Origin of the sequence: Mycobacterium basiliense (assembly GCF_900292015.1) — a bacterium.
Lineage (GTDB): Bacteria > Actinomycetota > Actinomycetes > Mycobacteriales > Mycobacteriaceae > Mycobacterium > Mycobacterium basiliense.
In genome coordinates this window covers 4332171-4350051 of record NZ_LR130759.1, presented here as the reverse complement: position 1 = coordinate 4350051, position 17881 = coordinate 4332171, and the positions used below count along the sequence as shown (strand labels likewise).

Sequence of the window (17881 nt, the reverse complement as noted above, 5' to 3'; positions counted from 1 at the left end):
ACGGGCGGGAGGTAAGTGTTGTCCTACCTGGGCACGGCGCAGCCGATCAAAATCGGCTACCTGTTCGACTTCCTGCTGCCGGAAGGCTATCCGCGGGAGATGCGCGATGACCTGACTCGACCGTTCGACGTGGTGTTTGCCGACGGCATGCGTCAGCGGGTGATCGATCGCCCGGTGGAAATCGTGTACCGGGAGGTCGAAGGGCTCCCGAAGGGCGCCGTCAAAGCCGTCATCGATGCTTACGGCGAACTCGTCGACGAAGGCTGCCTGGTGGTCTTCGGGCCGCACATCACCGAGAACGCCGTGCCGACCAAGGAGGCGATCGAGGAGCGATTCCGGGTCCCGGCGGTCAACGTATGCGGCAGCGACGACTGGCTGGGCGAGTGGACATTTGCGTTTCCGCAAGGATCGATGACCGACGAGCCCATCTTTTGGGCGGACTTGCTGGCCAAGGGTGGCCACAACGATGTCGGCGTACTGGTCGAACAATCCCTGGTCGGTCAGAGCTATCTCGGGAATTTCCGAAAAGCCGCCCAAAGCAGCGGCATTCGCATTGTCGCCGAAGCGCAGATCGCCCAGACGGCACAGGACACCGGCCAGGCCGTCCGCAGCCTATCTGAGGCAAAGCCATCTGCCCTGGTGCATTGTGGTTTTGGCTTCGGGATTGTCTTTGTCAACCCGGCTCTGACCGAACTCGGCTGGGATCCGCCCCGGTTCACCAGCACCGCGTTTCAAAACGCCTGGATCAATCCGGCTATGTGGCAAGCCTTTATGGGGTGGACCGGGATCGACCAGTATGACGAGGGAAACGATGTGGGTCAGGCCTTCCTGGACCGGTATGAGTCCGAATACGGACGTCGGCCCCAATATTGCGTGCCGGTGGTGAACCGCGATGTTGCGGCCACGCTGCTGCACGCCTTCTCCGACGCCCACCCGCTGAGCCCCCGCGGTGTGAAGGAGGCGCTCGAACGGGTGAAGATGTTGCCTGCCGCCGCTGGTGCACCGGGAACCAGAATCTCGCTGGGGAAGTGGACTCGACGGGCCTGGATGGGCGCGGGTTATCTGGTGGCCCGGACGTTGGACCCCGACGGCGTAACCTCCCACCTCGTGGGCCGTTTCGGAGAGTGATGGGCGATGGCTACCCAAACCGTCGGTGCGACCGCCAAGGTGGCCAGGGGGTCTGCCCGGGTCTCCATCTGGGTCACGGTGTGGGTTGCGGTGGTCGTCGTGGCGCTTGTCGTCATCGCCTATTACGCACGACAGGGTGCAGTCTCAACGCGGATTCGCAATCCCGATGTCGCCGGCGCGCCTCGTCCGGTGCAGCCGCTGTTCGGCTACGACCACTGGTTGGCGCTGTTTCAGATCTTCACCATCATCTCGATGACGCTGATCGTCGTGGTCTATGTGGTGGCCTGGCGTCGGTATCCCGCCCACCCCGTACTTCTGATGGGAATCGTCACGACGCTGATCGTGTGGCAGGACCCGATCATGAACTGGTCGCCATACGCGGTGTACAACCCGCAACTATGGCATTGGCCCGAAGACTGGCCGCTGGTGTCGTTATCGCCGACCGTCGAGCCGTTTCTGGTCATCGGCTACATCATGTTCTACCTGGGGCCCTACTTTCCGGCGATCTGGATCCTGCGCAAGATTCAGGCCCGTCGGCCCGTCGACTCGTTTGCCTGGCGTCGTCCGCTGATCAGCCTGGCGGCCATCATCCTGCCGCTCGGGATCATCATCGATGCGATGTTGGAGATGACGTTGGTGCGCACCGGCTTTTACATCTATTCCCAAGTCATTCCGTTTGGGTCGGCCTTCGCCGGACAGACCTACCAGTTCCCGTTCATCTGGGAGACGGTGATGGTGACCTTCGTGATGATTCCCGCGGGCGTACTGCTCTACCGCGACGACACCGGGCGCACCGTTGCCGAAAGGCTCGCCCAGCGGGCCCGGATTTTGCGGGGACGCCCCGCGCTGGCCACGTTCGTGGTCATGTTCGCTGCGATCAACCTGGCGTATTTCGCCTACGGCACTGGCTTCGCCATCGTCAAATGGACCAGAACCGCGACCTCCGTTGCCTGCCCGTGGCCCTATCCGGAAGCCAAAGCCTATGACCCACAGGGCTTCTACGAGCGCAACGGTCAGTCGGGTCCGTACTCGGTGGGCATCTGGTCAACCTGGATGAGCGCACAGCCGCACGGCCGCCCGGATGTGGCGGCACCCCCGGATGGCGGACGCTGCGGACCGCAGCATGGATGAGCCGCGCACCATCGTCATCACCGGTGCGTCCCGCGGGCTCGGCCTCGCATCGGCTGCGCTGCTGTACCGGCGGGGCTGGCGGGTGGTGGCCGCGATGCGCTCACCGGAGTCCGGAATGGCCGCGTTGCGGTCGAAGACCGTTGCGTCCGAACATGGTTCGGGACGGCTGATCCCTGTCCAGCTGGACCTGACCGTTCCCGCGTCGGTCGCCGCGGGGGCCAAGGTGATCGAGGATGTCGTCGGGGCCCCGCGGGTGCTGGTGCACAACGCGGGCATCTCTGCGGCGGGCACGGTAGAGGAGACACCGATCGAACTGTGGGAGCGGATGTTTGCCACCCACGTGCTCGGGCCGGTGCAGTTGACCAAGGCTCTATTGCCCGCAATGCGTGCGGCCGGGCGCGGGCGAATCGTCATGATCTCCAGTCAGGGTGGGGTTCGCGGCATGCCGGAGATCGCGGCATACTCCGCGGCCAAAGGTGCACTGGAACGCTGGGCCGAATCCTTGGCCGGGGAGGTAGCGCCCTTCGGTCTCGGCGTCACCGTGTTGGTGGCCGGGACGTTTGATACCGACATCATCACCGACGCGGGGACATCGGATCACCGGGACTTCACCGGTCCCTACGGCGCCCAGCACGCCATGATCGAGCGGCGGGGCCGCTTTGCGATGCGGTTCGCGGCCCCACCCGACCGGTTCGCGAAACGTCTGGCCAAGGCCGTCGAGGACCACGCCCCGTTCGCCCGGCACGCCGTGGGCCCGGATGCCCGCATGCTCATGGTTGCCAACCGGCTGCTTTCCGGTAAGGCTTTCCATAGGGTGGCCCGGCTAGCGATGGGCATCCCACCTCCCGGTGCTCTACGGAGCGCACCCCGTACAGAGAGCGACACACATGGCTGACACCACCGAGGCTGTCCAGGTTCGGTTCGAGTCCAAGATGATGATCGACGGCACGCTGGTCGACGGCCAAGCCGGCACCTTCACCAACGTCAACCCGGCCACTGAGGAGGCACTCGGCGAGGTTGTCGACGCCTCGAACGCAGATATGCACCGGGCTATCGATGCGGCACGACGCGCGTTCGACGAGTCAGACTGGTCAACCAACCGTGCGTTGCGCAAGCGCTGCCTGGAGCAACTGCAGGAGGCCATCGAGGCAGAGCGGGAAGAGTTTCGTGAAGAGCTCATTCTCGAGGCCGGCGCGCCCCGCGCGATCACCTTCGGACCCCAATTGGATGCGCCGCTGGCCGACGCGCTGCGCTATCCCGCCCGGCTGATCGACGAATACCCCTGGGAAACCGACCTGGGTGACTCCTTGGTCAGCATCACCGGCCAAATGACCACCCGCAAGGTCTGGCGGGAGCCGGTCGGGGTGGTCGGCGCCATCGTGCCGTGGAATTTCCCGTTTGAGGTCACCATCAACAAGCTCGGCCAAGCGCTGGGCACCGGCAACACCGTGGTGCTCAAGCCGGCGCCGGACACTCCGTTCAACGCGACCCGCCTGGGCCGGCTGATCGCCGAAAAGACTGACATCCCAGCCGGCGTCGTCAACGTGGTCACCTCCTCGGACCACCTGGTGGGGGAGGAGCTCACTCTCTCACCCCGGGTTGACCTGATCTCGTTCACCGGCTCGACCGCCGTCGGGAAACGAATCATGGAAAAGGGTGCGGCGACCATGAAGCGGCTGTTCCTGGAATTGGGTGGCAAGTCGGCCACCATCGTCTTGGAGGACGCCGATTTCGGGTTGGCCTGCGCGATCGGCATCGCGCCGTGTATGCACGCCGGGCAGGGCTGCGCCAACCCGACCCGGATGCTGTTGCCGCGATCGCGCTACGACGAAGGGGTGGCGATCCTCAAGAGCATCTACGACAACGTCATGCCGGGAGATCCCCAGGACCCCGCGACCCTATGTGGTCCGGTGATCTCGCCCAAACAACGCAACCGGGTGCTCGGCTACCTCAACAAGGGCGTCGAAGAGGGCGCCACCTGTCTGGTCGGCGGGCCGGATGCGCCGACCGGATTTGACCGAGGATTCTATGTGCGGCCAACACTTTTCGTTGATGTCGACAACTCCATGACCATCGCCCAGGAGGAGATCTTCGGCCCAGTGCTCTCGGTAATCCCGTTCGACACCGAAGAGGACGCGATCCGGATCGCCAACGACAGCGTGTACGGATTGGCCGGCAATGTGATGTCGGGTTCGTTGGAGCACTCGCTGGCGGTGGCCCGGCGGCTGCGGGCCGGTTTCATCGGCGTCAACGGCGGCGCTCCCTACGGCGCCGACACCCCGTTCGGTGGATACAAGGACAGTGGTGTGGGTCGCCAGAACGGTGTGGCCGGGTTCGACCAGTACACGCAGATCAAATCGGTGGGTTACCCGGCGGGCTAGGGGGGTGGTGATTTGCAGCTGTTCGATGATCTCGAGGATTTCGGGGCCTTCGACGACGTGGTCTCCGGTGACGTCCGGGACCCGTACACCGAGCTTGCCCGGCTGCGGCGCGAGCAACCAGTGCAGCGCATCGACGTCTCGGCCATGCCGCACCAGCAGTCCAAGCCCGTTTTCATCGTCTACCGCCATGAAGACGTCGCGCGGGTGCTGCGGGACAACGAGACGTTCTCCTCGGCCATCATCATCGACGCTTTCGGTGACGTGCTGGGTCGCCATATCATGCTCGGGATGGATGAGCCCGAGCACGGACGCCACCGATCGTTGGTAGCAAAAGCGTTCTCGCAGAAGGCGTTGGCGCGTTGGGAAGACGAATTGGTCGGCAGGGTGGGCGATGGCCTGATCGACCAATTCGCCGCCCACGGGCGCGCCGATCTGGTGAAGGAATTCACCTTCCCCTATCCCACCCAGATCATCGCCGGCCTGCTCGGGCTGCCGCGCGAGGACTATCCGCAGTTTCAGCGGTGGTCGATCTCGCTGCTGAGTTTCACGGTCAACCCGGAGCGGGGTCGCGCTGCCTCGTTGGCGCTGCAGGAGTACTTTGCTCCGATCCTGGCAGCACGACGCCACCAACCCCGGGACGATCTGATCAGCGGTTTGGCCCAAGCCCAGATCGACGGGGAGCGGCTGTCGGACGAGGAGATCTATTCTTTCCTGCGGCTGTTGCTTCCGGCCGGTGTCGAAACCACCTACCGCTCGCTGGGAAACATGCTGTTCGGATTGCTGAGCGACACCGACCAACTCAACGCGGTTCTCGTCGACCGGTCGCTGTTGCCGCAGGCGATCGAGGAGGCGGTGCGTTGGGAACCACCGCTGCTGACCATCACCCGGGTTGCCACCCGCGACGCCGAACTGTCCGGCGTGCCCATTCCGGCCGGATCCTCGGTGATGCCCATGCTGGGCGCGGCCAACCGGCAGGACGAACGCTATCCCGATCCCGATCGCTTTGACATCTTCCGCGCGGCCAGGGCGCACATCGGCTTCGGCCACGGGGTGCACGTCTGCCTCGGGATGCACCTGGCCCGGCTGGAGATGCGGGTCGCGCTCAACCTGCTCTTCGATCGATTGCCCAACCTGCGGATGGACCCCAACGGGGACGATCCCCACATCCGCGGTCAGGTATTCCGGTCGCCGACTTCACTTCCGGTGCTATTCGATCCGCTCTAAAAATTTCTTCGGCCGCGGAGTCCTGATGGCGCCAGCTGCGATCGTCCCCTTGATGAGATCCGGGAACAGCCCGGATCATGATCTCCGACAGGAGGACAGCATGCCGCAATACGCCGCACTCACCTACACCAGGGACGTCGACTGGACGGCCCCCGAGCAGGCCGCCGACATGGCCGAATACATGAAATTCGGACAGGACCATGCCGCGGTGATCCGTGGTGGCAACGCGTTGTACCCGACCAGCACCGCGACCACCGTGCGGGTCAGCGGCGCGCGCGGCGGCGACGTCGTCACCAGCGACGGCCCGTACGCCGAGACCAAGGAGGCGCTGACCGGCTTCTACCTCATCGAGGCCACCGACCTCGACGAGGCGTTGCGTATCGCCGCCGAAATCCCCGCCGCCTGGGACGGCGCCGTCGAGGTGCGACCGGTCATCGAATTCGGTTGAACACCGACGCCACGCTGGCCGCGACCGTCCGGATGGAGGGAACCCGCATTCTTGCCACCCTCGTCCGGACGGTCGGGTCGCTGCAGATTGCTGAGGACGCCGTCCAGGAAGCGGCGCTGCGGGCGTTGCGGGACTGGCCGCGCAACGGCGTGCCGGACGAGCCCCGTGCCTGGCTGACGGTGACCGCGCGCCGGGTCGCAATCGACCTGTTGCGCCGCGAGGGGGCTCGAGCCCAAAAGGAGCGTGCCAGCGTGGAGCTCGCAGTCCCCGACCTGCCGCCGGACAGCGTGGTGGCCGATGATCGGCTGCGGCTGATCTTCACCTGCTGCCACCCCGCACTCGGGCTGGAGGCCCAGGTGACGCTGGCGCTGCGCACATTGTGTGGGCTGTCGCCGGCTCAGATCGCGGCGGTGCTGCTCACCAGCGAGGCCGCCGTGGCCAAACGCCTGACCCGGACCCGGCAGAAGATCGCGCGCGCGGCCATCCCGTACCGCGTGCCTGCCGACGAAGACCTGCCGGCGCGGCTGGCGGCGGTCTGCGCGGTACTGCATGCGTTCTACACGATCGCGCATACGGCGTCGGGCGGTGAGCGGCTGACCGATGTGGACGGGACCCAAGAGGCGCTGCGCTTGGCACGGATCGTGCACGAGCTGATGCCCGATGAGCCGTCGTCGATGGCGGTACTGGCGCTGCTGCTGCTCACCGAAGCGCGTCGGGCCGCCCGAATCGACCCCGCGGGAGATCCGGTGCCGCTGTCCGAACAGGATCGCTCGTTGTGGGACGCCGATGCCATCCAAGACGGGCTGCGGCTGCTCGACGAATCACTGCGACGCAGCGAGACCGTCGCCGACCCCTACCAGCTCCAAGCCGCGATCGCGGCCGAGCATGCCCGGGCCGCGTCGTACCAGACCACCGATTGGGTCGAGATCGTCCGGCTCTACGATCTGCTGCTGTCGGTGCAGCCCAGCGGTCCGGCCGCGCTCGCCCGCGCGGTCGCCGTCGCGGAATTCGAGGGTGCGGCGGCGGGATTGCGGGAGCTCGACCGGCTCTCGCCGGACCACCGCTGGCAAGCCGTCCGCGGCGAACTATTGGCTCGCCAACACCGATTCACCGAAGCGGTCGCGGTGACCCGGGCGTCCCTGACCGATTCGGTCCCCGCACCCGAGCGCCGACACCGGCAACGGCGCATCGCCGAATGGTCGGCGCATCAGGACTAGAACAGGACTCCGGCTCCGGGCCAAAGAGCTGGCTCGGCCCAGGGCGCGCCACCCGAAGTCGGCGACCAGGCCGGATCGCTAGTTATTGAATCCGGATTGGCCATCGCCGGAGTTGAACGCTCCTGAGCTGCCGTCGCCCGAAATACGCACGCCCGAGCTGTTATTGCCCGAGTTGGCCAAACCAACGCCGGCGGTGCCGGCGTTGAATATGCCGATGTTGCCGCTACCTGAGTTGAGGAAACCCACGTTGGTGACGTCGCCGAAGTTACGCACACCCGAGTTGCCGGTCGCCAACACGCCGGTGTTGCTGTTCTGGAAGCCGGAGTTACCGTCGCCGGAGTTGAAGAAGCCCGAGTTGCCGGTGCCCATGTGGCCCAAGCCCGAGTTCGGCCCGGTTTGGGTCTGCGTGCTGCCGAAACCGGTGTTCAAGTCGCCCGAGTTGTAGGCGCCGGTGTTGATGTCGGCCGAGTTCCCCCATCCGGTGTTGGTGTCGCCCGAATTGTCGAAGCCCGTGTTCAGGCTGCCGGAGTTGTAGCTGCCGGTGTTGGACGAGCCGGAGTTCCCGCAACCGAGGTTATTGCTACCCGCATTCCCGACCCCCATGTTCGAGTCGCCGGCGTTGGCGAAGCCAAAGTTGGTGCTACCGGCATTCCCGTGGCCGGTGTTGACGCTGCCCGCGTTCCAGAACCCGGTGTTGGTTGAGCCGGCGTTGGAGAAGCCGAAGTTACCGTCACCGGAATTGAAGAAGCCGACATTGTTGCTGCCGGAGTTGAAGAAGCCGACGTTGTTGTCGCCGGAGTTGCCCAAGCCCATATTGCCGCTACCGGAGTTGAGCCCACCGATGCCGATCATGTTGTTGCCGTTGAGGCCGAAACCGATGTTGTTGTTGCCGTTGTTGCCAAAGCCCAAGTTGTTGGTGCCGAGATTCGCCAGGCCGATGTTGCTACCGCCCTGGTTCCCGAAACCCAGGTTGAACGAGCCGTTGTTGCCGCTACCCCAGTTGGTGCTGCCGAAGTTGCCGCTACCGAAGTTGCCGCTACCGAAGTTGCCATCGCCGATGTTGCCGGAACCGTTGTTGCCGCTACCGAGGTTGAGATTGCCGATGTTTCCGATGCCGAAATTGGTATTGCCGTCGTTGCCGTTGCCCATGTTGAAGAAACCGGTGTTGCCGCTGCCCATGTTCGCGTTGCCGGTGTTTCCGCTGCCGTGGTTGGCGTTGCCGATATTGCCGATGCCGTGATTGAACGAGCCGATGTTGCCGCTGCCCAGGTTGTATTCGCCGATGTTGCCGATGCCCACGTTGAACGCCGGAAGGTCGACCGCGGGCACGGCGGCAGCCAGCGCCGCGGCGGGCGCGCTGAACGCCGCGGCAACGTTGGCCGACGTCGCAAACGCGAGGCTGCTGAGGTTGAAGAAGCCCGACTGATTGTCGCCGGTGTTGAATGCGCCGGAGCTGTTGTCGCCTGAGTTCGCCACGCCCGAGGTGTAGGGGAAGCTAAGGTTGTCGGCCGCGTTGCCGATACCCGTGTTCAGGGCGCCGGTATTGAAGACGCCCACGTTGAAGTGACCCGAATTGTTGATCCCGGTGTTGCCGCCGTCACCGGAGTTGAGCAGACCGGCGCTGCCCTGACCCACCAAGCCCGTGTTGCTGTTCTGGAAGCCGGAGTTGCCGTCGCCAGAGTTGAAGAAACCCGAGTTGCCGCTGTCGGTGTTGCCGAAGCCCGAGTTCGCCACCGCTTGGTCGTCTGGGCTGCCGATACCGGTGTTCAGGTCACCCGCATTGACGGCACCGGTGTTGACGTCGCCGGAGTTGGCCCATCCCGTGTTGAAGTTGCCTGCGTTGAATGCGCCCGTATTGGTGGTGCCTGAGTTGAAGCTGCCCGCGTTGAAGTCGCCCGAGTTGCCGGAGCCTATGTTGCTACCGCCGGCGTTTCCGAAGCCCATGTTTTGTGAGCCCGAATTCCCGAATCCGAAGTTGCTGAAGCTGGAATTTCCGAATCCGGTGTTGGTGGCGCCCGCGTTGCCGAACCCGGTATTGGTGGCGCCGGCGTTGTCGAAGCCGAAGTTGCCCTCCCCGGAGTTGAAGAAGCCAATGTTGTTGCTGCCGGAGTTGAAGAAGCCGATGTTGTTGTCCCCGGCGTTGCCGAAGCCGAAGTTTCCGACGCCGGTGTTCAGCGCGCCGATGCCGACCATGTTGCTGCCGGTGAGCCCGAAACCGATGTTGTTGTTGCCGTTGTTTCCAAACCCCAGGTTGTTGTTACCGAGGTTCCCGAATCCGATGTTGTTGCTGCCGAGGTTTCCGCTGCCCACGTTGAACGAGCCATTGTTGCCGCCGCCCCAGTTGTTATCGCCGATGTTTCCGCTGCCGAGGTTCCAGTTGCCGGCGTTGCCGCTGCCGAAGTTGCCGGAGCCGCCGTTTCCGTTGCCCAGGTTGAGGTTGCCGCCGTTCCCACTACCCAGGTTGCTGTAGCCGATGTTGCCGCTGCCCAGGTTGAAGAAACCGAGGTTCCCGCTGCCGAAATTGGCCTGGCCGGCGTTCCCGCTGCCCAGGTTTGCGTTGCCGACATTGCCGGAACCGAGGTTGAACGAGCCGAAGTTGCCGCTGCCCAGGTTGTAGTTGCCGATATTGCCGATGCTCAGGTTCCCCACCCCGGTGTTGCCGATACTTAGGCCCGGGATGAGGGCCGCCGCGCTGGGAGCCAGCGCGGCGGCCACCGGCGCACCCGCGGCCGCCATCGAGCCGGGCAGCGCGCGCAACGCCTGCTGCCACGGGGCAAGCCGCGCGGCGACCGCCGAGGCGCCGCCGTGGTAGCCCACCATCGCCGCGACGTCCTGGGCCCACAGCTCCTCGTAGGCGGCCTCGGTGGCCGCAATCGCCGGAGCGTTCTGGCCGAACACGTTGGACAGCACCAACGACACCAGCTGATTCCGGTTGGCCAGTACCAACCCCGGATGCACCGTGGCCGCCCGTGCCGCGTCGAAGACCGCGGCGGCCGCCTTGGCCTGTGCGGCCGCCCCGAGTGCCCGCGTTGCCGCCGCGCTCAGCCAGCTGGCATACGGGGCGGCCGCGGCCGCCATCGCGGCGGCCGCCGGGCCTTGCCACGAACCACCCGCCAATGCCGAGGTGACCGACGAAAATGCGGCCGCCGCGTCACCCAACTCATCGGCCAGCCCATCCCAAGCAGCCGCTGCCGCCAATGTGGGGCCCGAGCCCGCGCCGGCGAACATCAGTGCCGAATTGACCTCCGGAGGCAACATCGCAAAATTCATCAGGGCGCCCTTCTCAACTGGTTTCGCACGCCGAGCCGCCGCGTCGGCTCGCATCGCAAATAAACCCTTGCCGGGCGGTGCTACGCAGCGATTTCTCGGCTGTGACCACACTCAGCATGGTGCCTCCCGCCGACAACGCTGGGGCCGATACCGCGACATACTCGTACACCTTGGCAACAGAACACTATGCCAACCGAGGGAGGCGTATCAGCCGTTTTCCGTAGAGCGCTCACCCGGTTCCGCGTTGTCGGCCGCATTGGTCGACAATCGACTAAAGATCATCCGCCCTCCAGCAAGTGTCAAAGGAGACATGCTCATGGCCGAAGCCGTCATCGTCGAGGCAGTGCGCTCACCAATCGGCAAGCGCAACGGCGGGTTGTCCGGTGTGCACCCGGCAGATCTGTCGGCGCAGGTTCTCAATGGACTGGTGCACAAGGCCGGCATTGACCCCGAAGTTGTTGACGATGTCATCTGGGGCTGCGTCATGCAGGCCGGTGAACAGGCTCTCGACATTGCTCGTACCTCGTTGTTGACCGCCGGTTGGCCCGAGACCGTCCCGGGTGTCACCGTCGATCGTCAGTGCGGTTCCAGCCAACAGTCCGTGCACTTCGCCGCGGCGGGGGTGGTCGCGGGCCACTACGACGTCGTCGTTGCCGGCGGGGTGGAGTCAATGTCACGCACCCCGATGGGTTCGTCGTTGGCCAATGGCGGACGGCCGTATCCCCAGTCATTTCTGGACCGCTACGACCGTCAGATCCCCAATCAGGGCATTGGCGCGGAAATGATCGCCGAGCAGTGGGGCCTGGACCGCGCAATGCTCGACGAGTTCTCCCTGGGTTCGCACGAAAAAGCTGCTGCTGCACAGGATTCCGGAGCTTTTGACGACCAAATCGTGCCCGTCAAAGATCAGGATGGAAACGTCGTGCTCAAGGACGAAGGTATCCGGCGCGGCACCCCCATGGAGAAGATGGCGTCGCTCAAACCGGCCTTCAAAGAGGACGGCGTGATCCATGCCGGCAACTCCTCGCAAATCTCCGACGGCTCGGCCGCGCTGCTGTTCATGTCGGCCGACAAGGCCAAGTCGCTGGGGATGAAGCCGATCGCGAAGGTGCACACCGCGGTTCTCGCCGGAGCAAACCCGGTGATCATGTTGACCGCGCCCATTCCGGCCACGCAGAAGTTGCTCAAGCGCGCTGGGCTCAGCATCGAGGACATCGGCGCATACGAGGTCAACGAGGCGTTCGCACCGGTCCCGCTGGCGTGGCTGCGAGACATCGGTGCCGACGAGAAGAAGCTCAATCCCAACGGCGGCGCGATCGCACTGGGCCACCCCCTGGGCGGCTCGGGCGCGCGCCTGATGACCACGTTGCTCTACCACATGCGGGACAAGGGAATTCGTTACGGATTGCAGACGATGTGTGAGGGCGGGGGGCAGGCCAACGCCACCATTCTGGAACTCCTGTGACCGACAACGGTGACCACCGCGCCGGAGCGCTGGTCGATCATCACGGCGACGTCATGGTAATTACCATCAACCGCCCCGAAGCCCGCAATGCGGTCAACGGTGCGGTCAGCATCGCGGTCGGGGACGCTTTGCAACAAGCCCAACACGACCCCGACGTGCGCGCCGTGGTGATCACCGGTGCCGGTGACAAATCATTTTGCGCCGGGGCCGATCTGAAGGCGATCTCGCGACGAGAGAATATCTACCACCCCAACCACAGCGAGTGGGGCTTTGCCGGTTATGTACAGCACTTCATCGACAAACCCACCATCGCCGCGGTCAACGGCGCCGCACTGGGTGGCGGCACCGAGCTGGCGCTGGCCAGCGACTTGGTGGTAGCCGACGAGCGCGCGAAATTCGGTCTACCGGAGGTCAAACGGGGACTGATCGCCGCGGCCGGAGGCGTATTCCGCATCGTGAACCAGCTGCCCCGCAAGGTGGCGATGGAACTGCTGTTGACCGGCGAGCCGCTCTGCGCGGCCGACGCGTGCGACTGGGGGCTGATCAACCAGGTTGTCGACGAGGGCACGGCGCTTGATGCGGCCCTCGCGTTGGCCGGCCGAGTGACCCGAAACGCCCCGCTGTCGGTGCAGGCCAGCAAGCGGATCGCCTACGGAGTCGATGACGGCGTGATCATCGACGAGGAAGTGGGTTGGCAACGCACCGTCCGAGAAATGCGATCCCTGATCAGATCCGAGGACGCCCAAGAGGGACCGTTGGCGTTCGCCGAGAAGCGGGAGCCGGTCTGGAAAGCGCGGTGAACGCGCGCCGGTGCCGCTGAGGGTCGCAATTTTCACGTGAGGCTCTCCGCCGCGGGGTAGGCAGTCGGCCCTCGGCTTTCGCCGGGAACTGCTGCTGTGGCGGCGCGCGTTGTCGCGCTGAGGCGGGCACAACGAGCGTCTCGGCCGACCGACACGGATGAGCCGCTGGTGACAAGCCGCCATAGTCGGCCCTTCGAATTGCCTTAGTGCGCCAGGATGTTCACCGCGCAGCGGAACACCGCGGGCAGCAGCGTGCACGCCGGCACGATGGCCCGACGGGTCGGGCGCGATGTGCTGGCCAGCACCAGCCCCCGGGTCAGCAACCGGTAGTTGCGGGTAATCCGATGCCACTCGGCCTCGTACGATGCGGGCGCATCGTCGACGATGGCGCGGATCCCGGCGGCGGCCTGCTTGACGGCAAGGCTGATCCCTTCGCCGGTCAGAGCGTCCTCGTATCCGGCCGCGTCACCCACCAACAGCACGCGCCCGTCCACCCGCCGGGACACCACTTGCCGCAGCGGGCCGCAGCCTCGCGCCGGTCCGCGGCTCGCTCCTCGCAGCTGCTGGGCAAGCCATGGGAACCAATCGATTTCGGGCTGCCGACCGGACAGAATCGCTACCCCCACCAAATCCGGTTCCACCGGCGTCACATAGGCCTCACCCCATGGGGACCAATGCACTTCAACGAACTCCGACCAGGCCGGGAGTCGATAATGCCAGCGCACGCCGTAGCGCCGTGGGCTGCCGGCCGTTACCTCGATTCCGAGCGCGCGGCGGACACCGGAATGCAGTCCGTCGGCCGCCACCAACCATTTTGCGCGCACGCCCGCGGCGGCAACGCCGCGCACGTCTTGGGTGACATCGGTTACCCGCGTCCGGATCCATTCGGTGTCTTGCTCTTTGGCGCGTGCCGCCAGCGTCGCGTGCAAGGTGGTGCGACGCACGCCCCGGCCCGGCCCGGTGCGAAAACGAGCCTCGGCGCGATGCTGCTGGCTCACGTAGGCGATCCCATGAAACGGCATGCCTGGCGGATCCACGTCGAGTGCCGCCAGCTCGGCCAGACCGCCCGGCATCAGTCCTTCGCCGCAGCACTTGTCGATCGGGCTCTCCCGCGGATCGGCGACGATCACCGACAAGCCCCGCTTGCGGGCGTGTAACGCCGTGGCAAGTCCGCCCGGGCCGCCACCGACGACCAGCACGTCGGTGTCGTAGTCGGTCATGAGTAACCCAAAACAGCGTTCTCCACGCGCATTCGTACCGTCAACAACACCGAGTTGGCCACCGTGAATCCCAGCGCGGTCACCCACGCGGTGTGCACCATCGGCAGCGCGAACCCTTCGATCACCACTGCAACATAGTTCGGGTGGTGCATAAACCGGTAGGGCCCCCGTCGTACCAATTGCTCGTGGGGTAGCACGATCACTCGGGTGTTCCACCGCCGTCCCAACGATCTCACGCACCACCAGCGCAGACCTTGGCTTAATGCCAGCACGCCCACCATGGGCCAACCGAGCCACGGGATGAAGGGCCGATGCAGCGCCCACGGTTCGATCACACAGCCCAGCAGTAGCAATGAGTGCAAGACGACCATCACCCTGTAGTGCGGGCGACCAAACTCCTTGCCGCCCTGGGCGAAAGACCAGCGGGCATTGCGCCGGGCCACCACCAGCTCGGCCAGGCGCTCGGCGGCGACCGCCAGGATGAGCAGGTAATACGGCTCTACCACGTAAGCAACACTAGTTCAGAGCAGAACCCCGGTCCCATCGCAATCATCAGACCGAACGAACCCGGCGGTGGCGGATCGGCCATGTTGGCCCGCAACACGTCAAGGACCGATACCGAAGAGAGATTACCGTTGTCCCGCAGCGAGTCTCGCGTCGCGTCCAGGGCGTCCGGGGGCAGGTCCAAGACACCTTCGACCGCTTCGATCACCCGGGGCCCGCCGGGGTGGCAGACCCAAGTCGTGACGTCGTTGAGGGTCAACCCATGATCGGTCAGGAACGCGCGGACATCGTCGCCCAGGTATTTCTCGGTGACGGTAGCGACGTCAACGGATAAGACGATTTGGAACCCGTTGCTGCCAATCCGCCAGCCCATCACATGTTCGGTTTCGGGATACAACCGGCTTCGTGTTGCTAACACTCTGGGACCGGGGCGCCCGGTTGACCGTCCAGGAGCAGTGGTTGCGGCCGCTCCCTTGGTTATCACCGCCCCGGCCGCGTCACCGAAGAGGCTGGCCGCCACCAGGTTGGCCACCGAAGTGTCTTGACGCTGAATGGTCAGCGAGCACAGTTCGACCGCCAGCAGGGCAGCCACCTGGTTGGGAAATGCGCGCAGGTAGTCGTGCATTCTGGCCACCCCGGCGGCGCCGGCCACACAACCCAGGCCGAACAACGGTATGCGCTTGACGTCTTGGCGCAGGCCAACCCGGCTGGCCAGGCGCGCCTCCAGGGTGGGCACCGCGGCCCCAGTGACGGTCGTGGAAAAGATGACATCGACATCCGACGGCTTGACCTTGGCGTCATCCAGGGCCGCCATCAGCGCCCGCTCGCCCAGGTCCAGGGCAACATCGACGAAGGCGTCATTGGCCTCGGTGAAGCCGCTGAGTGCGGCATAGCGTGCCAGTGGCAATGCGGTGTGGCGGGCCTCGACGCCGCTGCGGAGAGCGAACCGCCTGAACTCCGGACCGGCAAAATCGGTGAGCGCTCCGATGGCCTGCGCCTGGGTATACCGATGGGGCGGGAATTCCACGGCGATTCCCGCCACGCTCGGATTTCCTGGTGTCGATTGGCGGGCCGGTATCGGTGTCGGCAGACCGAGGCATGCTGCTTTGCCCCCTGTAAATGTGTTCATGTTGGAGTCACGGTGCCGTCGCCGGTTGGGTTCAGATCGGGTGGGATTGTTGACCGTCGCAGTCCACCAGCGGACGCCATGAGGCTAGGTTGGAAATCATGCGGATTCTGGTGACCGGCGCCACCGGCTATGTCGGATCCCGCCTGGTCACGGCGTTGCTCACGGCCGGCCACGAGGTGCTGGCCAGCACCCGAAACCCGGCCCGGCTCAAGCGTATGGGCTGGTTCGACGATGTCACGCCGTTAACGCTCGATGCCGCGGACGGCTCGTCCGTGCGGGCGGCGATGGCCCGCGTCGGGCGCGTCGACGTGGTGTACTACCTGGTTCACGGGATCGGTGAACCAGGTTTTCGGGCCGCCGACAAGGCCGCGGCCGCCAACGTCGCGCTGGCCGCCAGGAACACCGGTGTGCCGCGCATCGTCTACCTGGGCGGCTTTGTGCCGGAGGCCGAAGCGCTCTCTGAGCATCTGTCCAGTCGGGCCGAGGTCGCCGTGGCGCTGACCGTCGAGGACGGGCCCGAGCTGGTATGGCTGGGTGCGGCGATGATCATCGGCGCCGGTTCCACCTCATTCGAGATGCTGCGCTACGTCGGCGACCGGTTTCCGCTCCTGCCGATGCCGAACTGGATGTACAACCCGATCGACCCAATCTCTATCCGGGACGTGTTGCACTACCTGGTGGCGGCTGCCGATCCGAACCAGGTACCCGCTGGCGCCTATGACATTTGCGGCCCGGACACCACGTCCTATCGTCGGTTACTCAAGACGTACGCGCGTGTTTCGGGTCGGTGGCGCGCGGCCGTGCCGGTCGGCCGGTTCGACACCGCGATAGCGTCGCGGATCACCGCGGTGGCGCTACCCGTGCCGCCGGGCCTGGCCGCAGACCTGGTGGAATCGTTGGATCACCCGATGCGGGCATCGGCCTCCGGCCTGCGCGACACGGTCCCTGCTCCGCCCGGCGGCCTGCTGGGTGTCGAGGACGCGATGGGTCTGGCCTTGGCCGGGCAATCGACGCGGCCGCCATTGCCGGTCAATGCGTTGACCGATCCTCATCAGCTCGCCGACACCGACCCGTCCTGGGCCGGTGGCGACTGGCTGCGTATCCGCCGGCTGGCGCGTCCGGTGCTGCCACCCGTCGCGCGGTCCGCCCTGGGGCTGGTCAATACCGTCCCGGGCCCGGTGGCCGGAGCCCTGCGAACCGGTCTCGACATCCTGATCACTCTGACCCCGAAGGTTCTCCCCGCATGAGCCAGTCCACCGCTTCCCATCCCAACGCAATCGGCGACATTCGCCGGGCGATCACCAATGTCGCTGTCCCACACCATGAGGCGCCGTCGGTGGTGCTGCGGCGTCGCATCGTGGTTGGGGTCGTCATCGCGATCGGCGCGGTGGTGATGGGACTGTCCATGAGCCGCCGACCCGGCGAGTCCACCTTCTACTGGTTGACGCTGGCGCTGGCCGCCATTTGGGCCATCGGGGCGCTCGCGTCCGGCCCGCTACATTTGGGCGGCATTCGTTGGCGCGGGCGCAACCAGCGTCCGGTCATCACCGGGACAACGATCGGCTTGGCGCTGGGCGGGATCTTCGTGCTGGGCGGATTGGCGGCCAGAGAACTTCCGGGCGTTGCCGCGCTGATCGTCCGCGTGCTGCAGTTCGCCAGTCACGGATCGTGGGTGTTGGTCGTGGTGATCACGTTGATCAACGGACTGGCCGAAGAGATGTTCTTTCGCGGGGCGCTGTACACCGCGCTGGGACGCCATTATCCGGTGGTCCTCTCGACCCTGGTGTACGCCGGGGCCATCATGGCCAGCGCCAACCCAATGCTCGGCTTTGCCGCAATCATCCTGGGCACCGTGTGTGCCTGGGAGCGGCGTTCCACCGGCGGGGTGCTGGCGCCCATCCTGACTCACATGGTGTGGGGCTTGATCATGGTGCTCGCGCTGCCGCCGTTGTTCGGCGTCTGAG

15 protein-coding genes are annotated in these 17881 nt (G+C 65.4%); 11 read left to right on the top strand and 4 right to left on the bottom strand.

What is annotated here, in order from left to right; genetic code table 11:
• Positions 1-18 precede the first annotated feature (18 nt).
• The 7 genes from MB901379_RS18290 (at position 19) to MB901379_RS18260 (ending at position 7529) form a co-directional block, all read left to right on the top strand.
• Positions 19-1128: an ABC transporter substrate-binding protein gene (locus MB901379_RS18290; protein WP_158019289.1), complete on the top strand. Its 1110-nt coding sequence runs from the start codon at positions 19-21 to the stop codon at positions 1126-1128.
• Positions 1129-1134: 6 nt separating this feature from the next.
• Positions 1135-2259: a spirocyclase AveC family protein gene (locus MB901379_RS18285; protein WP_158017910.1), complete on the top strand. Its 1125-nt coding sequence runs from the start codon at positions 1135-1137 to the stop codon at positions 2257-2259.
• Positions 2252-3154, top strand: a complete 903-nt coding sequence (locus tag MB901379_RS18280) for an SDR family oxidoreductase (RefSeq protein WP_158017909.1) — start codon at positions 2252-2254, stop codon at positions 3152-3154. Before MB901379_RS18285 ends, MB901379_RS18280 begins: the two co-directional genes overlap by 8 nt.
• Before the next feature lie 37 nt (positions 3155-3191).
• On the top strand, positions 3192-4640 hold the full coding sequence (locus tag MB901379_RS18275; RefSeq protein WP_158019288.1) for an aldehyde dehydrogenase family protein: 1449 nt from the start codon (positions 3192-3194) through the stop codon (positions 4638-4640).
• A gap of 12 nt (positions 4641-4652) precedes the next feature.
• Positions 4653-5864, top strand: coding sequence for a cytochrome P450 (locus MB901379_RS18270; RefSeq protein ID WP_158017908.1), 1212 nt, complete (start codon positions 4653-4655; stop codon positions 5862-5864).
• Between the two features lie 169 nt (positions 5865-6033).
• Entirely contained in the window at positions 6034-6312 is a 279-nt protein-coding gene (locus MB901379_RS18265; RefSeq protein ID WP_232022150.1) for a YciI family protein, read from the top strand.
• Between the two features lie 32 nt (positions 6313-6344).
• Complete coding sequence (locus MB901379_RS18260; RefSeq protein WP_158019287.1) at positions 6345-7529, top strand: RNA polymerase sigma factor; 1185 nt, start codon at positions 6345-6347, stop codon at positions 7527-7529.
• Positions 7530-7607: 78 nt separating this feature from the next.
• Here MB901379_RS18260 and MB901379_RS18255 read toward each other — a convergent pair whose 3' ends face one another.
• Complete coding sequence (locus tag MB901379_RS18255) at positions 7608-10799, bottom strand: PPE family protein (protein WP_158017906.1); 3192 nt, start codon at positions 10797-10799, stop codon at positions 7608-7610.
• Between the two features lie 316 nt (positions 10800-11115).
• Here MB901379_RS18255 and MB901379_RS18250 point away from each other — a divergent pair, with 316 nt between their 5' ends.
• On the top strand, positions 11116-12264 hold the full coding sequence (locus MB901379_RS18250; protein WP_158017905.1) for a thiolase family protein: 1149 nt from the start codon (positions 11116-11118) through the stop codon (positions 12262-12264).
• The gene (locus MB901379_RS18245) at positions 12261-13064 is read left to right on the top strand and encodes a crotonase/enoyl-CoA hydratase family protein (protein ID WP_158017904.1); all 804 of its coding nucleotides are present in this window, start codon (positions 12261-12263) and stop codon (positions 13062-13064) included. The genes MB901379_RS18250 and MB901379_RS18245 overlap by 4 nt, the downstream gene beginning before the upstream one ends.
• Positions 13065-13267: 203 nt before the next feature.
• Here MB901379_RS18245 and MB901379_RS18240 read toward each other — a convergent pair whose 3' ends face one another.
• From MB901379_RS18240 to MB901379_RS18230, 3 genes are read right to left on the bottom strand one after another with little or no spacing between them, the layout of a single operon-like run.
• Positions 13268-14284, bottom strand: coding sequence for an NAD(P)/FAD-dependent oxidoreductase (locus tag MB901379_RS18240; RefSeq protein WP_158017903.1), 1017 nt, complete (start codon positions 14282-14284; stop codon positions 13268-13270).
• Entirely contained in the window at positions 14281-14790 is a 510-nt protein-coding gene (locus MB901379_RS18235) for an isoprenylcysteine carboxyl methyltransferase family protein (protein WP_158017902.1), read from the bottom strand. Before MB901379_RS18235 ends, MB901379_RS18240 begins: the two co-directional genes overlap by 4 nt.
• Positions 14784-15821: a type III polyketide synthase gene (locus MB901379_RS18230; RefSeq protein WP_232022148.1), complete on the bottom strand. Its 1038-nt coding sequence runs from the start codon at positions 15819-15821 to the stop codon at positions 14784-14786. Before MB901379_RS18230 ends, MB901379_RS18235 begins: the two co-directional genes overlap by 7 nt.
• Before the next feature lie 194 nt (positions 15822-16015).
• Here MB901379_RS18230 and MB901379_RS18225 point away from each other — a divergent pair, with 194 nt between their 5' ends.
• Together MB901379_RS18225 and MB901379_RS18220 are read left to right on the top strand one after the other, a co-directional pair.
• A complete protein-coding gene (locus MB901379_RS18225; RefSeq protein ID WP_158017900.1) occupies positions 16016-17164 on the top strand; it encodes an NAD(P)H-binding protein in 1149 nt (382 codons plus the stop codon).
• Positions 17161-17880: a CPBP family intramembrane glutamic endopeptidase gene (locus MB901379_RS18220; RefSeq protein WP_158017899.1), complete on the top strand. Its 720-nt coding sequence runs from the start codon at positions 17161-17163 to the stop codon at positions 17878-17880. Before MB901379_RS18225 ends, MB901379_RS18220 begins: the two co-directional genes overlap by 4 nt.
• Position 17881 lies beyond the last annotated feature (1 nt).

What these genes read in the sequence shown, in the direction of transcription:
- MB901379_RS18285 (WP_158017910.1), top strand. Translation starts at nt 1,135, where the DNA reads ATGGCTACCCAAACCGTCGGTGCGACCGCCAAGGTGGCCAGGGGGTCT.
- MB901379_RS18280 (WP_158017909.1), top strand. Translation starts at nt 2,252, where the DNA reads ATGGATGAGCCGCGCACCATCGTCATCACCGGTGCGTCCCGCGGGCTC.
- MB901379_RS18275 (WP_158019288.1), top strand. Translation starts at nt 3,192, where the DNA reads ATGATGATCGACGGCACGCTGGTCGACGGCCAAGCCGGCACCTTCACC.
- MB901379_RS18265 (WP_232022150.1), top strand. Translation starts at nt 6,034, where the DNA reads ATGGCCGAATACATGAAATTCGGACAGGACCATGCCGCGGTGATCCGT.
- MB901379_RS18260 (WP_158019287.1), top strand. Translation starts at nt 6,345, where the DNA reads ATGGAGGGAACCCGCATTCTTGCCACCCTCGTCCGGACGGTCGGGTCG.
- MB901379_RS18255 (WP_158017906.1), bottom strand. Translation starts at nt 10,799, where the DNA reads ATGAATTTTGCGATGTTGCCTCCGGAGGTCAATTCGGCACTGATGTTC.
- MB901379_RS18250 (WP_158017905.1), top strand. Translation starts at nt 11,116, where the DNA reads ATGGCCGAAGCCGTCATCGTCGAGGCAGTGCGCTCACCAATCGGCAAG.
- MB901379_RS18240 (WP_158017903.1), bottom strand. Translation starts at nt 14,284, where the DNA reads ATGACCGACTACGACACCGACGTGCTGGTCGTCGGTGGCGGCCCGGGC.
- MB901379_RS18225 (WP_158017900.1), top strand. Translation starts at nt 16,016, where the DNA reads ATGCGGATTCTGGTGACCGGCGCCACCGGCTATGTCGGATCCCGCCTG.
- MB901379_RS18220 (WP_158017899.1), top strand. Translation starts at nt 17,161, where the DNA reads ATGAGCCAGTCCACCGCTTCCCATCCCAACGCAATCGGCGACATTCGC.